We start from the raw sequence: 21,911 nt of genomic DNA on the forward strand, positions 1-21,911 counted from the left end.
CGTGGCTAGCATCGAAGCCGTTGGAGCACGCGAGATCCTCGACTCGCGCGGCAACCCCACCGTGGAGGTGGAGATCGTCCTCGACGACAACACCTTCGCCCGTGCGGCGGTCCCGTCCGGCGCCTCGACCGGCGCGTTCGAGGCCGTCGAGCTGCGTGACGGCGACAAGGGCCGTTACCTGGGCAAGGGCGTCGAGAAGGCGGTCGCGGCCGTCAACGACGAGATCGCCCCCGAGCTCATCGGGTACGACGCCGAGGAGCAGCGCATCATCGACCAGGCGCTCCTGGACCTCGACGGCACGCCGAACAAGGGCAAGCTGGGCGCGAACGCGATCCTGGGCGTCTCGCTCGCCGTCGCGAAGGCCGCCGCCAAGAGCTCGGGCCTGGACTTGTTCCGCTACGTGGGCGGCCCGAACGCGCACGTCCTGCCCGTCCCGATGATGAACATCCTCAACGGCGGGTCCCACGCGGACTCGAACGTGGACATCCAGGAGTTCATGGTCGCCCCGATCGGCGCCCCGACGTTCCGTGAGGCGCTGCGCACCGGCACCGAGGTGTACCACTCCCTCAAGTCCGTGCTGAAGGAGAAGGGCCTGGCCACCGGCCTGGGCGACGAGGGCGGCTTCGCGCCGAACCTCGGCAGCAACCGTGAGGCGCTCGACCTGATCCTCGTCGCCATCGAGCGCGCTGGCCTCAAGCCCGGCACCGACGTGGCGCTCGCGCTCGACGTCGCCTCGACCGAGTTCTTCTCGGACGGCGTGTACGCGTTCGAGGGCGGCAAGAAGACGCCGGACGAGATGATCGCGTACTACGAGCAGCTCGTGGCCGACTACCCGCTGGTCTCGATCGAGGACCCGCTGTCCGAGGACGAGTGGGACTCCTGGTCCGGCCTGATGGGCAAGGTCGGCGACAAGGTGCAGATCGTGGGCGACGACCTGTTCGTCACCAACCCCGAGCGCCTCGCCAAGGGCATCGAGCTCAAGTCGGCGAACTCGCTGCTGGTCAAGCTCAACCAGATCGGCACGCTCACCGAGACGCTCGACGCCGTGACGCTGGCCCAGCGCAACGGCTTCACCACGATGACCTCGCACCGCTCCGGCGAGACCGAGGACACCACCATCGCGGACCTGTCCGTGGCGACCAACGCCGGCCAGATCAAGACCGGTGCCCCCGCCCGTGGCGAGCGCATCAGCAAGTACAACCAGCTCCTCCGCATCGAGGAGGCGCTCGACGAGGCCGGCACCTACGCCGGCCGGTCGGCGTTCCCGCGTTTCCAGGGCTGAGCTGGTCCGCCTGCGCTGAGCTGTCAGACACGCGCTGCCGCGTCAGACGTACAGGTCACTCCGGTGACCTGTCCGTCTGACACGTCCGCCCGGGTCTGACAGCTTTCGCGTTCCACGAGTTCGACACACGGCGCGCCGAAGGTAATGCCGGTACAAAGGCCTGGCGAATCGGCACAATCGACCCATGCCTTCCTCACGTCGCCCGGCGCGGCCCTCGGGTTCGGCGCGCGGCTCGGGTGCGCGCCCGTCGTCGACCCCGCGCGCGGGTGCGGGGGCCTCCGGTGCGAAGGGCGGCAAGGGGACGACGCCGGCGAACGGTCGGGCGTCGGCCAAGAAGCCGTCCGGGCCGGCGGCGAAGGGGGCCAAGGGTTCCGCGGCCAAGGACACGAAGGCGGCCAAGGCGTCGTCCGCGAAGGGGCCGGCGGCCAAGAAGGCAGGCGCGACGGGGACGACGACGGCCAGGTCGGCCGCGAAGCCGGCGTCGGCCCGCTCGACGACGGGCACGTCGACCGCACGCAAGCCCGCCGTGCCCTCGACGTCGGCGGGCCGCCGCACGGCCGCGCCTCGGACCGCTCCGGGACGGCCGGCCGCACGCTCGGCCGGGGCCCCCGCACGCGGTGCGCGGCCGACGTCGGGCAGCGGGGCGAAGCGGCCGGCGCAGCCGCGCCGCCGGAGCACGGCCACCGGCAGCGTCGCGCCGCCCACGCGCCCGGCCCGGGCGGACCGCAAGCGCGGCAGCTACGGGCTCGTGGTGCCCGAGGTGCTCACCGTGCGCGCCATGGTGCTGTCCGTCGTGGTGCTCCTCGCGGTAGTGCTGCTGCTCCCGACGGTGCGCGCGGTCATCACGCAGCAGGCCGAGCTGCGCGAGCTGCGCTCAGAGCTCAGCCAGCAGCAGGACCAGAAGGCCGAGCTCGAGACCGAGCTGGCCCGCTGGGACGACCGGTCGTACGTGATCGAGCAGGCGCGGTCGCGCCTGCGGTTCGTCATGCCCGGGGACAAGGTGTGGCGCCCGCTGGACACGGACTCGGTCGAGCAGGAGGAGCCGGAGCCCGGCGTCGTCGAGCCGTCGCCGGGGGCGTCCCAGGACGCTGACGTCCCCTGGTACACGAACGTGTGGGACTCCGTGCGGATCGCGGACGGCGAGTAGCACGCGCGGCGTGCGGTGCGCCACGACGCGCCGGCGCCGCGCGGTGCCGGTCGCGCGCTGGGAGACAATGGAGCGGTGAACACCGCGACTGAGACCGTGTCCGACGACGACCTGCGGGTCCTGGCCGAGCAGCTCGGCCGCGAACCGCGCGGCGTCGTGGGGATCGCGGCGCGCTGCGTGTGCGGCCGTCCGACGGTGGCGCGCACCGCGCCCCGCCTGCCCGACGGCACCCCGTTCCCGACCGTCTTCTACCTGACGCACCCCGGCGCGGTCGCCGCCGCCTCCACGCTGGAGGCGAACGGCGTCATGAAGGAGATGACGGCGCGGCTCGAGGCCGACGAGGAGCTCGCCGCCGCCTACCGGAAGGCGCACGAGCACTACCTGGCGCAGCGCGAGGCCATCGGGCACGTCGACGAGATCGACGGCATCTCCGCGGGCGGCATGCCGACCCGCGTCAAGTGCCTGCACGTCCTGTTCGCGCACGCGCTCGCCGCCGGACCAGGCGTGAACCCGCTCGGCGACGAGGCGCTGGCGCTGGCCCGGGACACGTGGCGCCCGGACCGCTGCACCTGCTGAGGCCCGCACCCGTCGCGAGCCGGGAGGGAGTGAGGTTTCTCGCGAACCGGCACGTCCGGTGCCCAGCGGCAGGTGTGCCTGGGAGAATCCTCACGTGACTTCCTCTCGCGTAGCCGCGATCGACTGCGGCACCAACTCGATCCGCCTGCTGGTCGCGGACGTCGACGCCGCCGGAAACCTCACGGAGCTCGACCGCCGCATGGAGGTGGTGCGGCTCGGCCAGGGTGTGGACCGCACGGGCGAGCTCGCGCCGGAGGCCCTCGAACGGACCCTTGCGGCGACCCGTGGGTACGCGGCGGCGATCGACGCGGCCGGGGCGGAGCGGGTGCGGTTCGTGGCCACGTCGGCCACCCGGGACGCGCGCAACCGGGACGCCTTCTTCGACGGCGTCCGCGGCGCGCTCGGCGTCGACGTCGAGGTGATCAGCGGGCACGAGGAGGCGCAGCTGTCGTTCCGCGGCGCCACCGGCGCCGCGGCGGCGCACGCCGGTCCCTTCCTCGTGGTCGACCTGGGCGGGGGCTCCACGGAGCTGGTGCTCGGCACGAGCGAGGTGGACGCGAGCGTCTCGATGGACATCGGCTCGGTGCGGATGACGGAACGCCACCTGCACGGCGACCCGCCGTCCGCGGCCGAGATCGAGACCGCGCGCGCCGACGTCCGGGCCCACCTGGACGACGCCGCCCGCGTGGTCCCGCTCGGGAGGACCGCCACGCTGGTGGGGCTGGCCGGCTCGATCACCACCGTCACCGCGCACGCCCTGGGCCTGGCCGAGTACCAGCGGGAGCGGGTGAACCAGGCGGAGCTGCCGGTCGAGACGGTGCTGGCGTCCTGCGCGGCGCTGCTGGCGGCGCCGCGCGCCGAGCGGGCGGTGATGGGCTTCCTGCACCCGGGCCGGGTCGACGTGATCGCGGCGGGGGCGCTCGTGTGGTCCGAGGTGATCCAGCGCGTCGTGGCCGACGTCCGGTCCGCGGGCGGGTCGCTGACCCACGTGGTCACGAGCGAGCACGACATCCTGGACGGGATCGCGCTCGCGATGGCCTGACGCCTTCCCGACATTCTTCACCGGTGGATTTCCGGTGGTCGGGAACTCCCGTCCCTGGTGGTCCGTTGACCGGGCACGATACGCAGCGAAGCGGCGTGGTGGGCGTCACGCTCCCGCCGCTCTTTGCCATGTGAAGAAACACGCTTAGGGCGCGGTACCCTGGGAATCATGCCTCAGAACGACCTGACCTCGGTCAGCCATGCTTCCGACCCGGTGACGCCGCGTCCGCGGAAGGTGCCGCGCATCGTGGTGCTCGGCGGCGGGTCCGTCGGCCTCTACGTGGCGCGCCGCCTGCGAAAGAAGCTGAAGAAGCGGGAAGCGGCCATCGTCGTCGTCGACCCGCGCCCGTACATGACGTACGCACCCTTCCTGCCCGAGGCGGGTGCGGGCTCCATCGACGCCCGCGACGTCGTCGCGCCGCACCGGAAGGCCCTCAAGGGCATCGACGTGCTCCAGGGCAAGGTCACCACGATCGAGCACGGGCGCAAGGCCGTGAAGATCCAGCCCGAGGAGGGCGACGAGTACGAGGTGACGTACGACCAGCTGGTCGTCGGCCTCGGCTCGGTCTCGCGCACGCTGCCCATCCCGGGTCTCGCGGAGGCCGCGATCGGGTTCAAGAACGTGGAAGAGGCCATCGCGGTCCGTAACCACGTCATCAACCGCATGGACGTCGCCTCCTCGACGTGGGACGCCGACCTGCGCAAGCGCATGCTCACGTTCACGTTCGTGGGCGGCGGGTTCGCCGGCATCGAGGCGCTCGCCGAGATCGAGGACATGGCGCGCTACGCGACGCGGCAGTACAACACGATCGAGCCGTCCGACCTGCGGTTCGTGATGATCGAGGGTGCCGGGCGCATCCTGCCCGAGGTCACGGAGCCGATGGGCGAGTACGCCCTCGCCGAGCTGAAGAAGCGCGGCATCGAGTTCCACCTCAACACGTTCCTCTCGTCCTGCGTGGACGGGCACGTCGTCACCTCGACCGGCGTCGAGTTCGACACCGAGACCATCGTGTGGACCGCGGGCGTCAAGGCGAACCCGGTCATCAAGGAGGCCTCGGACCTCCCGTTCGACAAGCTGGGCCGCGTCATCGTGCTCCCCACGCTGCAGGTCGCCACGGAGGACGGCGAGATCGTCGACGGCGCCTGGGCCGCGGGCGACTGCGCCGCCGTGCCGGACGTGCTCAACCCCGGCAAGTTCTGCCCGCCGAACGCGCAGCACGCGATCCGCGAGGCCGTGCGCCTGGCCGACAACATCGTCGCGCTCTACAAGGACAAGCCCGCCGTCGAGTACAACCACAAGAACGTCGGTGTGGTCGCGTCGCTGGGTCTGTACAAGGGTGTCGCCGAGCTGTTCGGCTTCATCAAGCTGCGCGGGTTCCCGGCCTGGGTGGCGCACCGCGGCTACCACGTCATGGCGATGCCGACCGGCAACCGCAAGGCGCGCATCCTGGTCGGCTGGATCGGCCAGTTCCTGATGGGCCGTGAGCTCGTCTCGCTCGGTTCGCTGCACGACCCGCGGCAGGAGTTCCGCAACGCGTCGGTGCCGCCGAAGCCCGTGGGCGAGAAGGTCGAGCAGACGGCCGAGTCGTCCGCCGCGCGCGCGGAGTCGGGCTCCAAGGCCTGACCCCCGTACCGCCGAGGTAGAACCGTGGCGCGGTAGAACCGTCGCTACGGTTCTACCTCGCCACAGCTCTACCTCGACGACGGGGCTCGGTAGTCTCTGGGGTGCGCCCCCATAGCCCAACTGGCAGAGGCAGCCGGCTTAAACCCGGCCCAGTCCCGGTTCGAACCCGGGTGGGGGCACGATCAGCCGAGGAGCTCGGCGAGGTGGCGTCCCGTCAGTGAGGACTCCTGGCGCGCCAGGTCCGCCGGCGTCCCCTCGAAGACGACGCGACCGCCGTCGTGCCCGCCGCCCGGGCCCATGTCGATCACCCAGTCGGCCCGCGCGACGACCGACAGGTTGTGCTCCACGACGATCACGGACCGGCCGGAGTCGACGAGCCGGTCGAGCAGGCCGCCCAGGTTGTCGACGTCCTGCATGTGCAGGCCGGCGGTGGGCTCGTCGAGCACGAACGTCGGGGTGTCGCCGCCCATCTCGATGGCCAGCTTGAGGCGCTGCCGCTCTCCACCCGACAGGGTGTTGAGGTGCTGGCCGAGGGAGATGTAGTCCAGCCCGACGTCGGACAGTCGGGACAGCATCGGGAGCACCGTCTTCTCCGTGAAGAAGTCCAGGGCCTCCTCGACGGACATGGCGAGCGCGTCGGCGATGTTCTTGCCGCGCAGCGTGTAGCCGAGCACCTCGTCGGTGAACCGCTTGCCGCCGCACGCCTCGCACACGCTGGCGACGCCCGCCATGAAGGCGAGGTCGGTGTAGATGAGGCCCACGCCCTTGCACTCCGGGCACGCGCCCGCCGAGTTGGCGCTGAACAGTGCGGGCTTGACCCCGTTCGCGCGGGCGTACTGCTTGCGGATGGGCTCGAGGATCCCGGTGTAGGTCGCGGGGTTGGACCGCCGGGACCCGCGGATCACCGTCTGGTCGACGAAGGTGACGCCGTCGCGCGGCAGGCAGCCGTGGATGAGGGAGCTCTTGCCGGAGCCGGCCACGCCCGTCACCGCCACCAGGACGCCGAGCGGCACGTCCACCGAGACGTCCTGAAGGTTGTGCAGGTTCGCGTGCTCGATCCGCAGGAAGCCGGTCGGGGTGCGGGGCGTGGACCTGAGCGTCACCGCCTGGTCCAGGTGCTTGCCGGTCGCGGTCCCGGACGTGCGCAGCCCCGCGATGTCGCCCTGGTAGACCACCGTGCCGCCGTGGGTGCCGGCGCCCGGGCCCATGTCGACGAGGTGGTCGGCGGCTGCCATGACCTCGGGCTTGTGCTCCACGACGAGCACCGTGTTGCCCTTGTCCCGGAGGCGCTGGAGCAGGGCGTTCATCTGCCGCACGTCGTGCGGGTGCAGCCCGATGGTCGGTTCGTCGAACACGTAGGTCAGGTCCGTCAGGGCCGAGCCCATGTGCCGCACCATCTTGGTGCGCTGCGCCTCCCCGCCGGAGAGCGACGACGACTCCCGGTCCAGCGACAGGTACCCCAGGCCGATCTGCTCGAACGTGGCGAGCAGGTCGTTGAGCCCGTCCAGGATGGGCTGGACCTGCGGGTCCGCGAGGTCGCGCACCAGCTCGGCCAGGTCCGTGAGCTGCATGGCGGCGGCCTCGCCGATGTGCTTGCCCTTGACGAGCGACGACCGTGCCCGGTCGTTGAGGCGGGTGCCGCCGCACTCGGGGCACGGCGTGAAGGTGGCGAGCCGGTCGACGGCCGCCCGCATGGCGCCCTTCATCGAGTCGACGTCCTTGACCAGGTAGAGCCGGGTGATCTTCGGGACCAGCGACTCGTACGTCACGTTGATGCCGCCCGAGACGATCTTCCGCTCGTCGCCGTGCATCAGGTCGTGCCACTCGGTGTCGGTGTAGTCCTTCAGCGGCTTGTCGACGTCGAAGAAGCCGGAGTCCGCGTAGACCTTCCAGTACCAGGTGCCGACCCCGAAGTTGGGGAACGTGATGGCCCCCTCCTTCAGCGACTTGCTGCGGTCCACCAGGGCTTCCGTGTCGATCGCGGAGACGCGGCCGAGGCCCTCGCAGTTGGCGCACATGCCCTGGGGGTCGTTGAAGGAGAAGAGGTTGGACCCGCCGACGTACGGCTCACCGAGCCGCGACCAGATGACGCGCAGCATCGTGTAGGCGTCGGTGGCCGTGCCGACCGTCGAGCGCGCGTTGGCGCCCATCGGCTCCTGGTCCACGACGATCGCCGCGGACAGGTTCGACAGCGTGTCGACGTCGGGCCGCGGGCGGGAGGGCATGAAGCCCTGGAGGAACGCCGAGTACGTCTCGTCGATCAGCCGGCGTGACTCCGCGGCGACGGTGCCGAACACGAGCGAGCTCTTGCCCGACCCGGAGACCCCGGTGAAGACCGTGAGCTTGCGCTTGGGGATGTCGATCGAAACGCCCTGCAGGTTGTTCTCGCGGGCTCCGCGCACCTCGATAGATCCGAACACCACTGTCCTCTCCTGGTCGGTGGTCCCATGGTGCCAGGAGCCACTGACACGCACCCGGCATCGGGGTCACGCCGTTACGCCAGCAGCAGACGGCGGAACGACCCGGCATGTCGGTGGGGTTGGGTAGCGTGACGGGTACCAACGGCGGGAGTGGGCACATGGCGATGATCTCGACAGTTACTGCGGGCCCCGCTGGGCCCGGTACCACCGGCGACGGCGTGCCGGGCGCGCGCCCCGGCACCCTGGAGCGCACGCGCGAACCGCTGCTGCGTGACCTCGTGGGCGGCATCCTGCGTCGTGCGCGGCGGGAGCAGCGCCGCACCCTGGCCGACGTCGCCACGGACGCCCGGGTCTCGACCGCCTACCTGTCCGAGGTGGAACGGGGGCGCAAGGAGGCCTCCTCCGAGGTGCTCGCCGCGGTGTGCGAGGCGCTCGGCATGCGGCTCGTCGACCTCGTCGAGCGCGCGTGGGCCGATCTCGCGATCGCGCTCGCGGCCCAGGAGGAGGGCCGGCGGGTCCGCGTCCTGTCGTCCGCGGCCCGCCGTTCGGCCGGTTTCTCCTCGTCGCGGCACCCGTTGCAGGCCGGGCAGCCGGCGCCGGCCGGCACCTCCGCCGTCGGACGGCGCGGGGAGGCCGTGCTGCTGGCGGCGTGAGCCGCCGGAGCACGGGACGGCGCCGGAGCCCGCTCCGCCGTCAGAGTCCCGCGCGCCGCTTCCCGCCCGGGCGCACGTCGTTCACCCGGTCCACGACCTTGTCGATCATGCCGTAGGCCAGGGCCTGCTCCGCGGTGAACCAGCGGTCGCGCTCGGAGTCCGCCGCGACCGTCTCCACCGGCTGGCCGGTGTGCTCGGCCTGCAGCCGCGTCACGACGTCCTTGATGTGCCGGATGTTCTCCGCCTGGACCACCACGTCCGTCGTCGTACCGCCCGCCCCGCCGGCGGGCTGGTGCATCATGATCCGTGCGTGCGGCAGGGCGTAGCGCTTGCCGGGCGCACCCGCGGCGAGCAGGAACTGCGCCGTGCCGCCTGCGAACCCGACCGCCACGGTGGAGACCGCGTTCGGCAGCAGCTGCATCGTGTCGTGGACGGCGACGCCGGCGCTCATCGAGCCGCCGGGGGCGTTGATGTAGAGGCTGATGTCGGCGGCCGGGTCCTCCGCCGAGAGCAGCAGGAGCTGCGAGGTCACGCGGTTGGCGACGGCGTCGTCGATCTCGCTGCCGATCAGCACGATCCGCTGGTGCAGCAGCCGCGTGGCGAGGTGGTCGTCGAAGGGCTGGGCAAGGGTGGTCTCGGTCATGCCTCCACCATCGCCGGACGCCGGCCCGCCGGACAGCCGTCTCTGCTCGCCGCAGATCTGCTGATGGCAGAGGTGCGTCGCGTCAGATCGGGTTGCCGTCCGGGTCGATCGTCGGGAACGCGTCGAAGTGGACCTCGAACGGGATGGCTCCAGGAGCGCCCTCCTGCCCGCTGAGCGGGTCGATGTGCTCGGTCGTGAACTGCTCCCACGCCACCACGATCGCCCGCATCTGCTCGGGAGTGGCCCACTTGTTGGCGGCGAAGAACGTCGTGGTCCCGTCCCAGGCCTTCAGGGTCTCCTCGTCGGCGCCCTGGCCCGCGCGGACGAAGGCCATCACCCGTTCGTGGCGCAGACGGAGGAACTCGATGTTGACTGCCTCGGCGGTCTGCCGGGTGGCGGGCGAGTCCTTGCCCAGCGTGGAGATGCTGAACCCGCCCGGGGTGCGCTCCCACCAGCGTTCGCGTGCGGTGCCCTTGCCCTCGACCTCGCGGACGAGGCCGTGCTTGGCGAGCTGGCGCAGGTGGTAGCTCGTCGAGCCGCTGGACTCGCCGACGATCTCGCCGAGCTTGCTGGCGGTGAGCGGACCGTGGCTCGGCAGCAGGTCGAGGATGCGGATGCGGAGCGGGTGCGAGAGCGCCCGCAGCGCGGCCGGGCCCAGCTCCGCCGGCGGACCGGCGGGCTCGGGCGCCGCGGGGGACCCGGTCGCGGGTGACGTGGGGGAGGCACCGCCCCGGTCTGCCTCGTGCCCCGGGGAGTCCTCACGCGCAGTCGCCATAGGCAGGACGTTACCCATTGCGCGCCGGGTTCAGCGCAGCGCGAGCGGGTGGCGTGCCGCCGCGTTGTCACGGGCGCGCTCGGCCTGGGCGCGCTGGCGGGCGATGCGCTCGGCCTCCCGGCGCTGCGCCTCGTGGTTGGTGGCGGGGGCCTCGGGACGGCGGCCGGGGATCGAGGCCGCGACGGTACGCGGCGCGAGGAGGTGGCGGACCTGCGGGACGGCGGTGGGGGCGAAGGCGCTCATGGTGGCTGCTCCTGGCTAGGTGTGGGGTAGCTCGTGCGACTCACCCTACGCATGCCAACACACCTTTGCAAGGGTTTCTTTGCAATATATTCTTTGGAAGTGGCGCCTCACTCCTCCGGGTCGCGCCGGAACGCGTCCAGGTCGTGATTCAGGCGCTCCAGCAGCTCGGCGAGCAGGGACCGCTCGAAGGGGGACCAGTCGGTGAGGATCTGGTCGTACATCGCGCTGCGCCGGGCGCGCTCGCGCTCCAGCTGGTCCCTGCCGGACGCCGTCGCCTCGACCAGGACCGCCCGCCCGTCGAGCGGGTCCCGGCTGCGCCGCGCGAACCCGGCCTTCTCCAGGCTGACCACCTGGCGGGTCACGGTCGACGCGTCGAGGCCCTGGCGGGCGGCGAGCGCGTTGATGCCGAGCGGGCCTTCGGCGCTGAGGACCTGGAGCAGCAGGTAGCCCGACCGTTCGAGGGTGGGGGTGTGGCCGGCGCGGACGGCGCCCGTGCGTTCCGCCCGGCGCAGCAGGAGTGCGAGCTGGAGCTCCACGCGTGACAGCGAGGCCTCGGCGGACTGGTCGTCACCGGCGTTCTCTTCCGTCTCCCTCGACATAGGTGTAGCCTACAGGCATATACCTGGGTGATACAGATAATTCCTGAGGAGGCCGCGTGGCCAGCGCGCGCAACGAACCGAACAAGACAGCCATCTACGCCACCGCGCTCACCGCGTTCTTCGCGATCGCCGGCATCGCCGTCGTCGACCCGATCCTGCCCGTCATCGGCGCGGAGATCGGCGCCACCACCTGGGAGATCGAGCTCCTGTTCACCGCGTACATCGCGGTCATGGCCATCGGCATGATCCCCGCCGTGATGGCCACGGGGAAGTTCGGGTACAAGAAGATCCTGGCGACCGGCGTCACGCTCGTCGCCATCGCCGCCGTGCTGGCGGCCCTGAGCGGCAACATCGTGCAGCTCGCGGTGCTCCGCGGCGTGTGGGGCCTCGGCAACGCGATGTTCTTCGCCACCGCCATGGTGCTGCTCGTCGCCCTCGCCAAGGACCGCGAGTGGGTGGTCGGCCTGTTCGAGACCTGCGTGGGGCTCGGCTTCGCCGTCGGGCCGCTGATCGGCGGGCTGCTCGGGCACATCAGCTGGCGCGTGCCGTTCTTCGTCTGCGGCCTGCTCATGGTCGTCGCGCTCCTGGTCTCCGCCACCCGGCTCAAGGACCCGGCCGAGAAGCCCGCACCGCTCAAGCTCGGGCAGGTCTTCGGGCTGTTCCGCAAGCCCGGCTTCCTGGCGCTCGCGGTCGTGACGGCGGCCTACAACTTCGTGTTCTTCGTGGTGCTCGGCTATGTGCCGGTCTTCCTCGGCCTCGACGTCGTGCCGCTCGGCCTGGTGTTCACCGCCTGGGGCATCGGCGTTGCCGTCGGCATCCTGGCGGTGGGCCACAGGCTCGCGCACCGGATCGGGTTCGTGCAGACGCTCGGCGTCGCCGTCGCGGGCGTGCTGGTGTGCGTGGCGCTGCTCGCGGTCGGCGTCGGCACCGCGGGCTCCATCGTCGTGACCATCGTGGCCGGTGTGTTCATGGGTATCGCCAACGCGAACCTGACCGACCTGTCGCTCGCGCTCGGCGACCCGGACCGCCGGGTCACGACCGGCGCGTTCAACCTTGTCCGCTGGGGCTTCGCGGCCCCGGCCCCGGTCGTGGCCGGCCTGCTCGCCGAGGGCGTCAGCCCCGCGTCGCCGTTCTGGGTGGCGTCGGCGGTGCTGCTCGTCGGCGTGGTCGTCTTCCTGGTGACGGCGCACCTCATGGCCCGGCCGATCGGGGAGCGGGTGCTCTGGCAGCGCTGGAACCGGGCGGCCGAGGTGGCCGAGCGCACGCCCGAGGAGGCCATGTCCGAGCTGTGACGTGAAGCCCTGGCCCGTCGTGCGGACGGGCCAGGGCGGGCGGTGCGGGACGGAATTCGGGCGGCTGTCAATGTCCCCGACCGCTTGCAGGCGGTGCGGCGCACTGCCCTACTCTGTGACTTCGGTCTGATTTCACCCCGTTGGTCCCGCCGGGTCACGACGGCGGTATCGCGCCGTACGCCCGAACCCCGCCGCACCGTGGAGTCCTCGTGTTCCGTCTCGCCCGGCTGTCCCTCGCGAACCGAGCCGTCGTAGCACTGGTGACCATCGCGATCGCGGTGTTCGGCGTGCTGAGCATGACCTCCCTGAAGCAGGAGCTCATCCCGTCGCTCCAGCTCCCGACGGGCATCGTGAGCGCGCAGTACCAGGGCTCCTCGCCCGAGGTCGTGGAGGAGCAGGTCACCGACGTGATCGAGGAGGCCATCGCCTCCGTCGACGGGGTCGCGTCGGTGCGGTCGACGGCGTCCACCGGCATCTCCCTGACCACGGTCGAGTTCGCCTACGGCACCGATATGGAGTCGGCCACCCAGCGCCTCCAGACCGCCGTCGCCGGGGTGCAGCCGGCTCTGCCCGAGGACGTCGAGCCGCAGGTCACGACCGGCTCCGTCGACGACGTGCCCGTGGTCCAGATGGCGGTGTCCGGCGACAAGAGCCCCAACGCCCTCGCCTCGACCGTCGAGGACGTCGTGGTGCCGGCGCTCAAGGAGGTCGACGGCGTCCGCTCCGTCGCCGTGACCGGGCAGAGCGAGACCGAGGTGCGCATCCTGCCGGACCAGGACAAGCTCGCCGCGGCCGGCCTCACGACCGAGGACCTGACCACCGTGCTGCAGGACAACGGCGTGGTCATCCCGGCCGGGGAGATCACCGAGGGCGGCCGTGCATGGTCGGTCCAGCTCGGCAAGCCGGTCGACATGGTCGACCAGCTCAAGCAGCTTCCCGTGCTCCCCGGCGGCACCGCGGCCGGGGGCACCGGAGCGGCCGGGGGTGCGACGCCGCCGGACCCGGCCGCCGGCGGTCTGCCGGCCGAGCCGGCCGCACCCGTGGAGCTGGGCCAGGTCGCGTCCGTGGAGCTCAAGCCGGTCGAGGCCACGTCCTACTCCCGGCTCGACGGCTCGCCGTCCCTCGGCCTGGCCATCACCAAGACGCCGGAGGCCAACACCGTCGAGGTGTCCCACGCGATCGAGGACGCGCTCGCCGAGCCCGAGATCGCGGACACGCTGACCGAACGGACCATCGCGACGGCGGTCGTCTTCGACCAGGCGCCGTTCATCGAGGACTCGATCCACGGCCTGGCCACCGAGGGCGGCCTCGGCCTGCTGTTCGCGGTGCTCGTCATCCTCGTCTTCCTGATGTCGATGCGGTCGACGCTCGTCTCCGCGATCTCCATCCCGCTGTCGCTCGCGGTGACGTTCATCGCGATGGACGCGGGCGGCTACACGCTGAACATCCTGACGCTCGGTGCGCTCACCATCTCGATCGGCCGCGTGGTCGACGACGCGATCGTGGTGATCGAGAACATCAAGCGGCACATGTCGTACGGCGAGGAGCGAGGGCCGGCGATCCTCGCGGCGGTGCGCGAGGTCGGCGGGGCCATCGCCGCCTCCACGATCTGCACCGTCGCCGTGTTCCTGCCCATCGCGCTGGTGGGCGGCATGGTGGGCGAGCTGTTCCGGCCGTTCGCGCTGACCGTCTCGATCGCGATGCTGGCCTCGCTCGTCGTGGCGCTGACGATCGTGCCGGTGCTGGCCTACTGGTTCATCCGGCCGCCGAGGAAGGCGCGGCGCGGCGGGGCGGTCGACCGTGAGGCCGCCGAGGAGAAGGAGAGCCGGGGGATCTGGCAGCGCATCTACGTGCCCACCCTGAACGGCGCGCTGCGGCTGCCCGCCGTCACCATCGGCGTGGCCGTGGCGATCCTCGGCGGCACGGCCGCCCTGGTCCCGAACATGGAGACCAGCTTTCTCGGCGACAGCGGTCAGGACACCGTGACCGTCACGCAGCACTACGCGCCCGGCACCTCGCTCAAGGGCCAGGACGAGGCGGCGCAGCAGGTCGAGACCGCGCTCGCGGGTGTGGACGCCGTCGACAGCGTGCAGGCCACGGTCGGCAGCGGCGGCGACCTGTCGATGGCCGCGTTCGGCGGGGCGAGCGCCGGGCTCAAGGCCAGCTTCGCGATCACCCTCGACGAGGACGCCGACGGCGAGCAGGCCGCCGCGGACATCCGCGCTGCCGTCGTGGACCTGACCGAGGCGCCCGCGACGGAGGTCTCCGTCTCCGCCGGCGACTCCGTGGGCACGTCCTCGATCGACCTCCTCGTCCGCGCCCGCGACGTCGAGACGCTGACGGCGGCCACGAACCAGCTCCAGGAGGCGATGAGCGCCCTGAAGGGAACCGCCGAGGTCGGCAACGACCTGGCCGCCGCCCAGGAGATCGTCGAGGTGACCGTCGACCGCAAGGCCGCGGCGCAGTTCGGGCTCACCGAGACGCAGGTGTCCGGGATCGCGTCGGCAGCGATGACGGGCGCGCGGGACGTCGGAGAGCTCCAGACCGCCGAGGGGCCGGTCGGCGTCACGCTGGCCGCCGGTGCCGTCCCGACGACCATGGCCGAGATCGGCGAGATCCCCGTCCCGACCGCGGCCGGCGCCGTCCCCCTGAGCGACGTGGCGCAGGTGAAGATCGCCAGCTCGCCGACGTCCATCACGCGGATCGACGGCGAGCGGTCGGCCACCGTCTCCGTCACACCCGCCGGTGACGACCTCGGCGCGGTCACCGACGAGGTCGACGCCGAGATCGCGGCGATCGACCTGCCGGCCGGCGCCACGGTGGCGGTGGGCGGCGCGGCCGCCGACCAGGCCGAGGCCTTCAGCGACCTGGGCCTGGCGCTGCTGGCGGCGATCGCGCTCGTGTTCGTGGTCATGGTGGCGACGTTCCGGAGCCTGGCGCAGCCGTTCATCCTGCTGGTGTCCGTCCCGTTCGCCGCCGTGGGCGCCCTGGTCGCCCTGGTGGCGACGAACACCCCGCTGGGGGTGCCCGCCCTGATCGGCACGCTGCTGCTGGTGGGCATCGTGGTGTCGAACGCGATCGTGCTCATCGACCTCATCAACCAGTACCGCGTCCGCGGCATGGGGCTCGACGAGGCCGTGCGCGAGGGCGCCCGCAAGCGGCTGCGGCCGATCGTCATGACGGCGCTGGCCACGGTCTTCGCGCTCACCCCCATGGGGATCGGCGTGACCGGCGGCGGCGCGTTCATCTCGCAGCCGCTCGCGCTGGTCGTGATCGGCGGACTGGTGTCCTCGACGCTGCTGACGCTGTACGTGGTGCCCGTGATCTACACGCTCTTCGAGCGCCGGGCGGAACGGCGCCGGGCGGCCGACGAGGCCGCCGGCCGGGTCCGCCGCCCGCTCACGGGTGCGCTGGTCAGCGTGGCGACCGGGGCGCTCCGGGCCGTCGGGCGGCCCGTGGGGGCGCGGCCGGTGGCGGGTGGTGCGGGCCAGGCCGGTGCGGCGGGGCAGGGCTGGCCTCCTGCCCGGGAGGCATCGCCGGCGCAGCACGCGGCGGCGCACTACGAGGGGCCCCGCCACGGGGGAGCCGACCAGTACGCCCGGCAGGCGGAGGTACCACCGGCCTGGTCGGCCCCGTCCGCTCCGGCCCCGATGCAGGCCTCGGCGCAGCACGTGCCGGCATCGGGGCCGCGGGCGTCCCGGCAGCCGGCCGGCCAGCAGCCGGCTCCGTCGCAGTTCGCGCCGCAACGGCGTGCGCCGCAGCAGCCCGTGCCGCAGGAACGTGCCCCGCAGGGGGAGCACTACGTGCCACAGGAACGTGCCCGGCATGAGCCGCGCCACGCGCCGCAGCAGACAGCGCCGCAGCCGGCACCGCGGCAGCCGGCACCGCGCCAGCCGGCACCGCAGTACATGCCGCAGTTCGCGCCCGAGCAGCGTGCGCCCGAGCAGCGTGCGCCGGGGAACCCGCGGCAGCCGTACGCCCCGCAGCGGCAGCCGGCGTCGCACGCCGAGCTGCCCCAGCGTCGTCAGGACCCTGAACCGCAGCCGGAGCGCCGGCAGCAGACGCCGCCGAGGTGGCCGCACCCGCTCGACCCGATGGACTGACGGCGCCGCGGCGCGGCCACGGTCCGCCTCGGGACGGCGAGCAGGCCCGGAAACACGTGCTCCCCGAGCCGTGTTGCCACCGGTGGACAATGTCTACGCGGAGCAACACGACTCAGGGAGCAGCAGTCCTTCCGCAGGCAAAGCCTGCGGGCCGAGGACGCTACGCGTCCTGCAGCTTCAGCCGCGCCGACGCGCCGACCAGCACGAGCACCGTGTAGCCGGCGAGCACGCCGATGCCCACCCACGGGTCGAGCACGTCGGGGAACGCGCCCGCGTTCGGCGTGATCTGGGCACCCGCCACGCTCGGCAGCAACTTGTTCACGGTGCCGATCCACTCCAGCTGGGCCGCGGCGAACGTCGCGATCTGGAAGACGGTCGGGATCACCAGGAAGATCGCGACCACGGTGAAGATCGCACCCGCGGTGTGCCGCAGCAGTGCGCCGAGCGCCAGGGCGAACAGGGCCACGAGCGTCACGTAGAGCACGGTGCCGCCGAGGGCACGCACCTGGTCGCTGTCGCCGAAGTCCACGGTGGCGTCGTTGGCGTTCAGGAGCGGGTAGGTGACGAGCCAGCTCAGCGCCAGGGAGACGGTGGTGAGCACCGCCGTCACGAGCACGAGCACCACGGCCTTGCCGAAGAAGGCCGGGAGACGGGCGGGCACCGCCGCGAACGTCGACCGGATCATGCCGGTGGAGTACTCACCGGTGATCATCAGGGCGCCGAGCACCGCGACCACGAGGGCCGCCATCTCGAAGCCGGCGGCCACGACCGTGGTCCCGCCGAGGACGCCGCCCATCGCCGCCTGGTCCTCGGGCGAGGCACCCTCCATCTCGTTGCCCACGAGCTGCACGATGAACGCCAGCAGCAGCGCGAAACCGACCATCACGACGACGGTCGCCCCGAGCGTCCACCACGTCGAGCGCAGCGTCCACAGCTTGATCCACTCCGAGCGCAGCACGCGCCAGAAGGTGACGTTCTGCACCGGGGTGTGCTCCGTCGTCGGGCCCGACGCCGCTCCGCTCGCCGGAGCGGTGACCGTCGCGCTCATGCCTTGCTCCCCTCGATGTGGGACGTCGCCGCGGCTACGGCGGCGAGGTTCTCGGACTGGTACTCCACCGAGTCGGCGGTGAGCGACATGTACGCCTCCTCGAGCGTGGACGCGACGGGCGTGAGCTCGTGCAGCACGATCCGCGAGCTGGCGGCCAGCTCGCCGACGGCGGACGCCTCGGCCCCGCGGACCTCCAGCAGGCCGGGCTCGACGTCCTCGACCTCGGCGTTCTTGGCCTTCAGGAGGTCGGCGAGCTCCGTGGCCTGCGGCGACCGGACGCGCACCACCTTGCGGGCCGCGCCGTCCACGAACTCCGCGACCGGGGCGTCGGCGAGGATGCGGCCCCGGCCGATCACGATCACGTGGTCGGCCGTGAGGGCGACCTCGCTCATGAGGTGGCTGGACAGGAAGACCGTGCGGCCCTCGGACGCCAGGTACTTGGCGATGTTGCGGACCCAGAGCACGCCCTCGGGGTCGAGCCCGTTGACGGGCTCGTCCAGGATCAGGGTGCGCGGGTCGCCGAGCAGGGCCGCCGCGATGCCGAGGCGCTGGCCCATGCCGAGCGAGAAGCCGCCCACGCGCTTGCTCGCGACGGACTGCAGCCCGGTGAGCTCGATCACCTCGTCGACGCGCTTGGTGGCGATGCCGTGCGTCGCGGCCATGGCGAGCAGGTGGTTGCGCGCGGTGCGGCCGGTGTGCACGGCCTTCGCGTCGAGCAGGGCGCCGACCTCGGCCAGCGGACGGCGGTGCGCCGTGTACGGCTTGCCGTTCACGGTGACCGAGCCGGCCGTGGGCCGGTCCAGCCCCACGATCATGCGCATGGTGGTCGACTTGCCGGCGCCGTTCGGGCCGAGGAAGCCCGTCACCTGGCCCGGCTGGACGGTGAACGTGACGTCGTTCACGGCGGTCTTGGCGCCGTACCTCTTCATCAGGCCTCTGGCCTCGATCATCACTTGCCCTTCCAGGAGACTCGTAACTACGAGAGTAGGTAGGGGAGATGGCCCGCGCACCCAATACCGGCCCGGATCATCCCGTGGTCGGATCCACTTCATCCGTTGGTATGACCTGGGAACTCCTGGAGTGTCCGCAGCGTTCCCTAGGATGGTCAGACAGACCAGGAGGAGCAGATGAGCAACCCCGTCTTTTCTAGAAGCGACGTCTTCGGTGAGCCCCGTCGCACCGGCGCTGCCGGTGCGCGTCGCGGCGGCACCGCCACCTACCCCAACCAGACTCCCGCATACGGCACTCCGCCGCAGCCTGGCCAGTACGGTCAGTACGGCGCCGCGGGACAGCAGGCGATGGACGCGTCGCAGCTCGACGCGATGTACCAGTCGCCGTCGGCCACCACGGCGGACACCAAGCGGCTGACGTACGACGACGTGATCGTCAAGACCGGTGGGCTGCTGGCCCTCCTGGTCGTGGTCGGCGCGGCGACGTGGACGCTCGCGCCGGGCCTGTGGATCTTCGGCATGATCGCGGGTCTTGTGCTGGGCCTGGTCAACGCGTTCAAGCGCAACCCGAGCCCCGTGCTGATCATCCTGTACACGATCGCGCAGGGCATGTTCCTCGGCGGCATCTCGATGTTCTACGAGGCGCAGACCAACGGGATCGTGCTCCAGGCGGTGCTCGCGACCGTCGCGACCTTCGCCGCCGCGCTCTTCCTGTTCAAGTCGGGCAAGGTGCGGGTCACCCCGAAGTTCACGCGCTGGCTGATCATCGCGATGGTCGGCTACGCGGCGTTCTCGCTGATCAACCTGGTCCTGGTGTGGACCGGCGTGCTCGGCGGCTGGGGCATGCGGGGCGGCACGTTCGGCATCATCATCGGCCTGGTGGCCGTTGGTCTGGCCGCCGCGTCGCTGATCGTCGACTTCGACTCCATCAAGCGTGGTGTCGAGGCAGGCGTTCCCGCCAAGATGGCGTGGTCGGCGGCCTTCGGCCTGCTGGTGACGCTGATCTGGCTGTACCTGGAGTTCCTGCGCCTGCTGGCGATCTTCAACAGCAGCGACTGACGCTCCTCCGGCCGCTGACGCGGTCGGTGCGGGCAGGACGAAGGCGTGCACCCCCGGACGGGGTGCACGCCTTCGTCATGCCCGACGGTTCCACACCGCGCCGGCGACCAGCACGCAACCCACCGCGACCAGGAAACCGTGCGTGATCCGCAGCTCCGGGCTGCCGAAGAACTGCGGGAGCACCAGCACCAGCCCGAGCGCCAGCGGCAGCCCGATCCACCGCGGGTGCGTGCCCGAACCCCGCGAACTCGAACGCCACAGCGCGACCGCGACGAGCACCCCGGCCGCCGCGAGCAGGAACAGCCCGGCGCCGAACGCCGTCACGGCCCAGGGCTGCATGCGCAGCACCTCGACGTCCGCCAGCAGGCCGAGGTCGCCGTCGCGCAGCGCTGCCTCGGCGAGGGTGCGGATGCCGAAGATCTCGGCCCCGAAGTAGAGCGCGGCGAACCCGGCGCCCGTCCAGGCGGTGATCAGCGCCCAGGTCGCGCTCCGCACGCCCGCGGCGCGCCCGGCCGAGGTACCCGCGCCGGCGCCGGCGCCCGAACCCGCACCTGCGAGGACCGTCCGCAGACCGAGCAGCGCGGGCGCGATCAGGCCCAGGCCGAGGATGCCGCACAGGTGCGCCACGACCCAGCGGTCGGAGGCGAACGCGCCGGCCAGGTCGGCGCTCGCGACGGTCTCGTCCGGCCAGGGGCGCAGCAGGGGGAACAGGAGAAAGGCGAGCCCCGCCGCCACGAAGGCGACGGCGGTCCAGCGCGCGGCGGTCGACTGCGCGGCGGTCCGGCCCGCGTCGGACGAGCGAGTGGTGGTGCCCTGAGCGGTGGTCATCGGTGGCTCCCAGCGGTGTCGTGGTCCAGCACGGTGTCGGGTGTGGCGGGCGCGCCATCGGCCGCCGTGCCCGAAGCGGCGAGCGCGGTGACCCCTGCGACGAGCATGTCGAGCAGCACGGCGAAGCTCTGGTCGACGTCCTCCCGCATCCGGAAGCCGCCCCCGAGCTCCAGCACGACGAAGCCGTGAAAGCCCGCCCGGACGGCGCGGATGGCATCGATCAGGCGCTCGTCGGGCAGGCCGAAACCGTGCAGCACGGCGCCGACGACCTGGACGCTCTCGGCGGCCGCCTCCCGCGGCCCCGCGTCGGCCGGGTCCTCGGGGTCGGGGCCGATCTGGGTGGCCGCGTACCTGCCGGGGTGCTGGTGCGCGTAGGTGCGCCAGGAGGTCGCCAGGGCGCGCAGGGCGTCGCTGCCGGCCCGGCCGACGGTCGCGGAGGTCGCGGCGGCCGTGACCTCCCGGACGGCGATCAGGGCCACCTCGCGGCGCAGGTCCGCCAGGGAGCCGACGTGCTTGTAGAGGCTGGGGGCCGCGACCCCGGCCTTCGCGGCGACCTTGGCAAGGGTCAGGTCCGCGAACCCGCGCGCCCCGCCGTCGTCGACCACTTCCAGCGCCAGGCGCACCACGGCGTCGTGCGACAGGCCCGCCCTAGGCATTCCGGCCGCCGTCCGCGACGCTGCCGGCGCTGTCGGAGCCGCCGGACGCGGCCCCGTTCGCGCCGTCGGCCCCGTTGTCGGCCGGGTGGTCCGGGAGCCCCGCGAGGAAGTCGAGCACGGCCGGTACCACCACGTCGGGCGCCTGGTGCTGCGGGTAGTGCCCCACCTCGTCGACCAGCACACCGCGCGACCCGATCGTCTCCGTGATCCAGGCGAGCTCCGCGGCGGGGTCGGAGTAGTCGGGGTCGAGCTTGCCGACCACGGCCAGCGACGGCGCCGCGACGTCGGACAGCCGGGCCTCGACGACCGAGTGGTCGAGGGCCAGGGCGAGGTCGCGGAAGGAGCGCAGGTGCGCCGGTTCGCGCAGGCTCTGCCGGACCGCCGCGACGTGCTCGGCGTGCCGGGCGGAGCTCCGGCCCTTGCTGATCGACGAGTAGTAGGACGCCCAGAACGCGGCACCCCACGGCCGGGCGAGGAGCACGCGGAGGGCGAGCCGCATGGCCCGCTGCATGGCCGGGGAGCCCGGCTCGCGCAGGAGCGGGCTGAGCAGCACGAGTCCGCGGACGAGCTCCGGACGCTCGGCGGCCGCCCAGGCGGCGGCGGACGCCGCCATCGAGTTGCCGAGCAGCACGGCCGGCCCGGCGCCGAGGTGCTCGACGAGGGCGAGGAAGTCCGCGCCGGTGGCGTCGTCGCCGTGCGTGCGGAACGTGGTGTCGGAGTCGCCGTGGCCGCGCAGGTCCGCGACGACAACGCGGTAGCCCGCGTCGACGAGCGCGGGGGCGAGGTCGTCGTAGGTGGACCGCAGGTCGCCCATGCCGGGCATGGCGACGACGAGCGGCCCGGACCCCTCGTCGGTGTAGGCGATGTTGCCCTCGGGCCGCGACAGGACGGCGAGCTGGTTGCTCTGGCTGGTTGTCATAGCCATAAAGCTACGCCCATTAGCCAACGCGCGCAAGACCCTCCGGAAACACG

19 protein-coding genes and 1 tRNA gene are annotated in these 21,911 nt (G+C 72.2%); 10 read left to right on the forward strand and 10 right to left on the reverse strand.

Features of this window, described 5'->3' with window-relative positions:
• Position 1 precedes the first annotated feature (1 nt).
• From eno to ACIPN7_RS16280, 6 genes are all read left to right on the forward strand, one after another.
• Complete coding sequence (gene eno, locus ACIPN7_RS16255) at positions 2 to 1,282, forward strand: phosphopyruvate hydratase (protein WP_397398353.1); 1,281 nt, start codon at positions 2 to 4, stop codon at positions 1,280 to 1,282.
• Between the two features lie 184 nt (positions 1,283 to 1,466).
• Entirely contained in the window at positions 1,467 to 2,429 is a 963-nt protein-coding gene (locus ACIPN7_RS16260) for a septum formation initiator family protein (RefSeq protein WP_400544087.1), read from the forward strand.
• Between the two features lie 75 nt (positions 2,430 to 2,504).
• On the forward strand, positions 2,505 to 3,005 hold the full coding sequence (locus tag ACIPN7_RS16265) for a DUF501 domain-containing protein (protein ID WP_400544090.1): 501 nt from the start codon (positions 2,505 to 2,507) through the stop codon (positions 3,003 to 3,005).
• A gap of 94 nt (positions 3,006 to 3,099) precedes the next feature.
• Positions 3,100 to 4,047 (forward strand): exopolyphosphatase, encoded by a 948-nt coding sequence (locus ACIPN7_RS16270; protein ID WP_400544093.1) that lies wholly within the window; start codon positions 3,100 to 3,102, stop codon positions 4,045 to 4,047.
• A gap of 168 nt (positions 4,048 to 4,215) precedes the next feature.
• Positions 4,216 to 5,670: an NAD(P)/FAD-dependent oxidoreductase gene (locus ACIPN7_RS16275; RefSeq protein ID WP_400544096.1), complete on the forward strand. Its 1,455-nt coding sequence runs from the start codon at positions 4,216 to 4,218 to the stop codon at positions 5,668 to 5,670.
• A 105-nt stretch (positions 5,671 to 5,775) separates the two neighbouring features.
• Positions 5,776 to 5,849: transfer RNA gene (locus ACIPN7_RS16280), tRNA-Leu, on the forward strand.
• Between the two features lie 3 nt (positions 5,850 to 5,852).
• Here ACIPN7_RS16280 and ACIPN7_RS16285 read toward each other — a convergent pair.
• Entirely contained in the window at positions 5,853 to 8,093 is a 2,241-nt protein-coding gene (locus ACIPN7_RS16285; protein WP_400544099.1) for an ATP-binding cassette domain-containing protein, read from the reverse strand.
• A gap of 125 nt (positions 8,094 to 8,218) precedes the next feature.
• On the opposite strand from ACIPN7_RS16285, the gene ACIPN7_RS16290 reads away from it, so the two are divergent.
• A complete protein-coding gene (locus ACIPN7_RS16290) occupies positions 8,219 to 8,743 on the forward strand; it encodes a helix-turn-helix domain-containing protein (protein WP_400544101.1) in 525 nt (174 codons plus the stop codon).
• 40 nt (positions 8,744 to 8,783) lie between these two features.
• Here the strand turns inward: ACIPN7_RS16290 and ACIPN7_RS16295 are convergent, their stop codons facing one another.
• From ACIPN7_RS16295 to ACIPN7_RS16310, 4 genes are all read right to left on the reverse strand, one after another.
• Positions 8,784 to 9,386, reverse strand: a complete 603-nt coding sequence (locus ACIPN7_RS16295) for a ClpP family protease (protein ID WP_400544104.1) — start codon at positions 9,384 to 9,386, stop codon at positions 8,784 to 8,786.
• 82 nt (positions 9,387 to 9,468) lie between these two features.
• Positions 9,469 to 10,161, reverse strand: a complete 693-nt coding sequence (locus ACIPN7_RS16300; RefSeq protein ID WP_400544107.1) for an ArsR/SmtB family transcription factor — start codon at positions 10,159 to 10,161, stop codon at positions 9,469 to 9,471.
• A gap of 30 nt (positions 10,162 to 10,191) precedes the next feature.
• Positions 10,192 to 10,404: a hypothetical protein gene (locus tag ACIPN7_RS16305; RefSeq protein ID WP_400544110.1), complete on the reverse strand. Its 213-nt coding sequence runs from the start codon at positions 10,402 to 10,404 to the stop codon at positions 10,192 to 10,194.
• A gap of 107 nt (positions 10,405 to 10,511) precedes the next feature.
• Positions 10,512 to 11,003 (reverse strand): MarR family winged helix-turn-helix transcriptional regulator, encoded by a 492-nt coding sequence (locus tag ACIPN7_RS16310; protein ID WP_400544113.1) that lies wholly within the window; start codon positions 11,001 to 11,003, stop codon positions 10,512 to 10,514.
• 56 nt (positions 11,004 to 11,059) lie between these two features.
• Here ACIPN7_RS16310 and ACIPN7_RS16315 point away from each other — a divergent pair, with 56 nt between their 5' ends.
• Together ACIPN7_RS16315 and ACIPN7_RS16320 are read left to right on the forward strand one after the other, a co-directional pair.
• Positions 11,060 to 12,295 carry an MFS transporter gene (locus ACIPN7_RS16315; RefSeq protein ID WP_400544116.1) on the forward strand — a complete coding sequence of 412 codons (1,236 nt, stop codon included), beginning with the start codon at positions 11,060 to 11,062 and terminating at the stop codon, positions 12,293 to 12,295.
• A 209-nt stretch (positions 12,296 to 12,504) separates the two neighbouring features.
• Positions 12,505 to 16,398 carry an efflux RND transporter permease subunit gene (locus ACIPN7_RS16320; protein ID WP_400544119.1) on the forward strand — a complete coding sequence of 1,298 codons (3,894 nt, stop codon included), beginning with the start codon at positions 12,505 to 12,507 and terminating at the stop codon, positions 16,396 to 16,398.
• 160 nt (positions 16,399 to 16,558) lie between these two features.
• Here the strand turns inward: ACIPN7_RS16320 and ACIPN7_RS16325 are convergent, their stop codons facing one another.
• The gene (locus ACIPN7_RS16325; protein WP_400544122.1) at positions 16,559 to 17,446 is read right to left on the reverse strand and encodes an ABC transporter permease; all 888 of its coding nucleotides are present in this window, start codon (positions 17,444 to 17,446) and stop codon (positions 16,559 to 16,561) included.
• Positions 17,443 to 18,396 (reverse strand): ABC transporter ATP-binding protein, encoded by a 954-nt coding sequence (locus ACIPN7_RS16330; RefSeq protein WP_400544125.1) that lies wholly within the window; start codon positions 18,394 to 18,396, stop codon positions 17,443 to 17,445. Before ACIPN7_RS16330 ends, ACIPN7_RS16325 begins: the two co-directional genes overlap by 4 nt.
• Positions 18,397 to 18,573: 177 nt before the next feature.
• On the opposite strand from ACIPN7_RS16330, the gene ACIPN7_RS16335 reads away from it, so the two are divergent.
• On the forward strand, positions 18,574 to 19,455 hold the full coding sequence (locus tag ACIPN7_RS16335) for a Bax inhibitor-1/YccA family protein (RefSeq protein ID WP_377229051.1): 882 nt from the start codon (positions 18,574 to 18,576) through the stop codon (positions 19,453 to 19,455).
• A gap of 75 nt (positions 19,456 to 19,530) precedes the next feature.
• Here the strand turns inward: ACIPN7_RS16335 and ACIPN7_RS16340 are convergent, their stop codons facing one another.
• From ACIPN7_RS16340 to ACIPN7_RS16350, 3 genes are read right to left on the reverse strand one after another with little or no spacing between them, the layout of a single operon-like run.
• Positions 19,531 to 20,283, reverse strand: a complete 753-nt coding sequence (locus ACIPN7_RS16340; RefSeq protein WP_400544128.1) for a hypothetical protein — start codon at positions 20,281 to 20,283, stop codon at positions 19,531 to 19,533.
• Positions 20,280 to 20,939 (reverse strand): WHG domain-containing protein, encoded by a 660-nt coding sequence (locus ACIPN7_RS16345; protein WP_400544130.1) that lies wholly within the window; start codon positions 20,937 to 20,939, stop codon positions 20,280 to 20,282. The genes ACIPN7_RS16340 and ACIPN7_RS16345 overlap by 4 nt, the downstream gene beginning before the upstream one ends.
• On the reverse strand, positions 20,932 to 21,858 hold the full coding sequence (locus tag ACIPN7_RS16350; RefSeq protein WP_400544133.1) for an alpha/beta fold hydrolase: 927 nt from the start codon (positions 21,856 to 21,858) through the stop codon (positions 20,932 to 20,934). Before ACIPN7_RS16350 ends, ACIPN7_RS16345 begins: the two co-directional genes overlap by 8 nt.
• Positions 21,859 to 21,911: the final 53 nt, after the last annotated feature.

The organism is Promicromonospora sp. NPDC090134 (assembly GCF_044746965.1).
Classification (GTDB): Bacteria; Actinomycetota; Actinomycetes; order Actinomycetales; family Cellulomonadaceae; genus Promicromonospora.

What these genes read in the sequence shown, in the direction of transcription:
- ACIPN7_RS16305 (WP_400544110.1), bottom strand. Translation starts at nt 10,404, where the DNA reads ATGAGCGCCTTCGCCCCCACCGCCGTCCCGCAGGTCCGCCACCTCCTC.
- ACIPN7_RS16350 (WP_400544133.1), bottom strand. Translation starts at nt 21,858, where the DNA reads ATGACAACCAGCCAGAGCAACCAGCTCGCCGTCCTGTCGCGGCCCGAG.
- ACIPN7_RS16345 (WP_400544130.1), bottom strand. Translation starts at nt 20,939, where the DNA reads ATGCCTAGGGCGGGCCTGTCGCACGACGCCGTGGTGCGCCTGGCGCTG.
- ACIPN7_RS16325 (WP_400544122.1), bottom strand. Translation starts at nt 17,446, where the DNA reads ATGAGCGCGACGGTCACCGCTCCGGCGAGCGGAGCGGCGTCGGGCCCG.
- ACIPN7_RS16310 (WP_400544113.1), bottom strand. Translation starts at nt 11,003, where the DNA reads ATGTCGAGGGAGACGGAAGAGAACGCCGGTGACGACCAGTCCGCCGAG.
- ACIPN7_RS16340 (WP_400544128.1), bottom strand. Translation starts at nt 20,283, where the DNA reads ATGACCACCGCTCAGGGCACCACCACTCGCTCGTCCGACGCGGGCCGG.
- ACIPN7_RS16275 (WP_400544096.1), top strand. Translation starts at nt 4,216, where the DNA reads ATGCCTCAGAACGACCTGACCTCGGTCAGCCATGCTTCCGACCCGGTG.
- ACIPN7_RS16260 (WP_400544087.1), top strand. Translation starts at nt 1,467, where the DNA reads ATGCCTTCCTCACGTCGCCCGGCGCGGCCCTCGGGTTCGGCGCGCGGC.
- ACIPN7_RS16335 (WP_377229051.1), top strand. Translation starts at nt 18,574, where the DNA reads ATGAGCAACCCCGTCTTTTCTAGAAGCGACGTCTTCGGTGAGCCCCGT.
- ACIPN7_RS16330 (WP_400544125.1), bottom strand. Translation starts at nt 18,396, where the DNA reads ATGATCGAGGCCAGAGGCCTGATGAAGAGGTACGGCGCCAAGACCGCC.
- ACIPN7_RS16300 (WP_400544107.1), bottom strand. Translation starts at nt 10,161, where the DNA reads ATGGCGACTGCGCGTGAGGACTCCCCGGGGCACGAGGCAGACCGGGGC.
- ACIPN7_RS16295 (WP_400544104.1), bottom strand. Translation starts at nt 9,386, where the DNA reads ATGACCGAGACCACCCTTGCCCAGCCCTTCGACGACCACCTCGCCACG.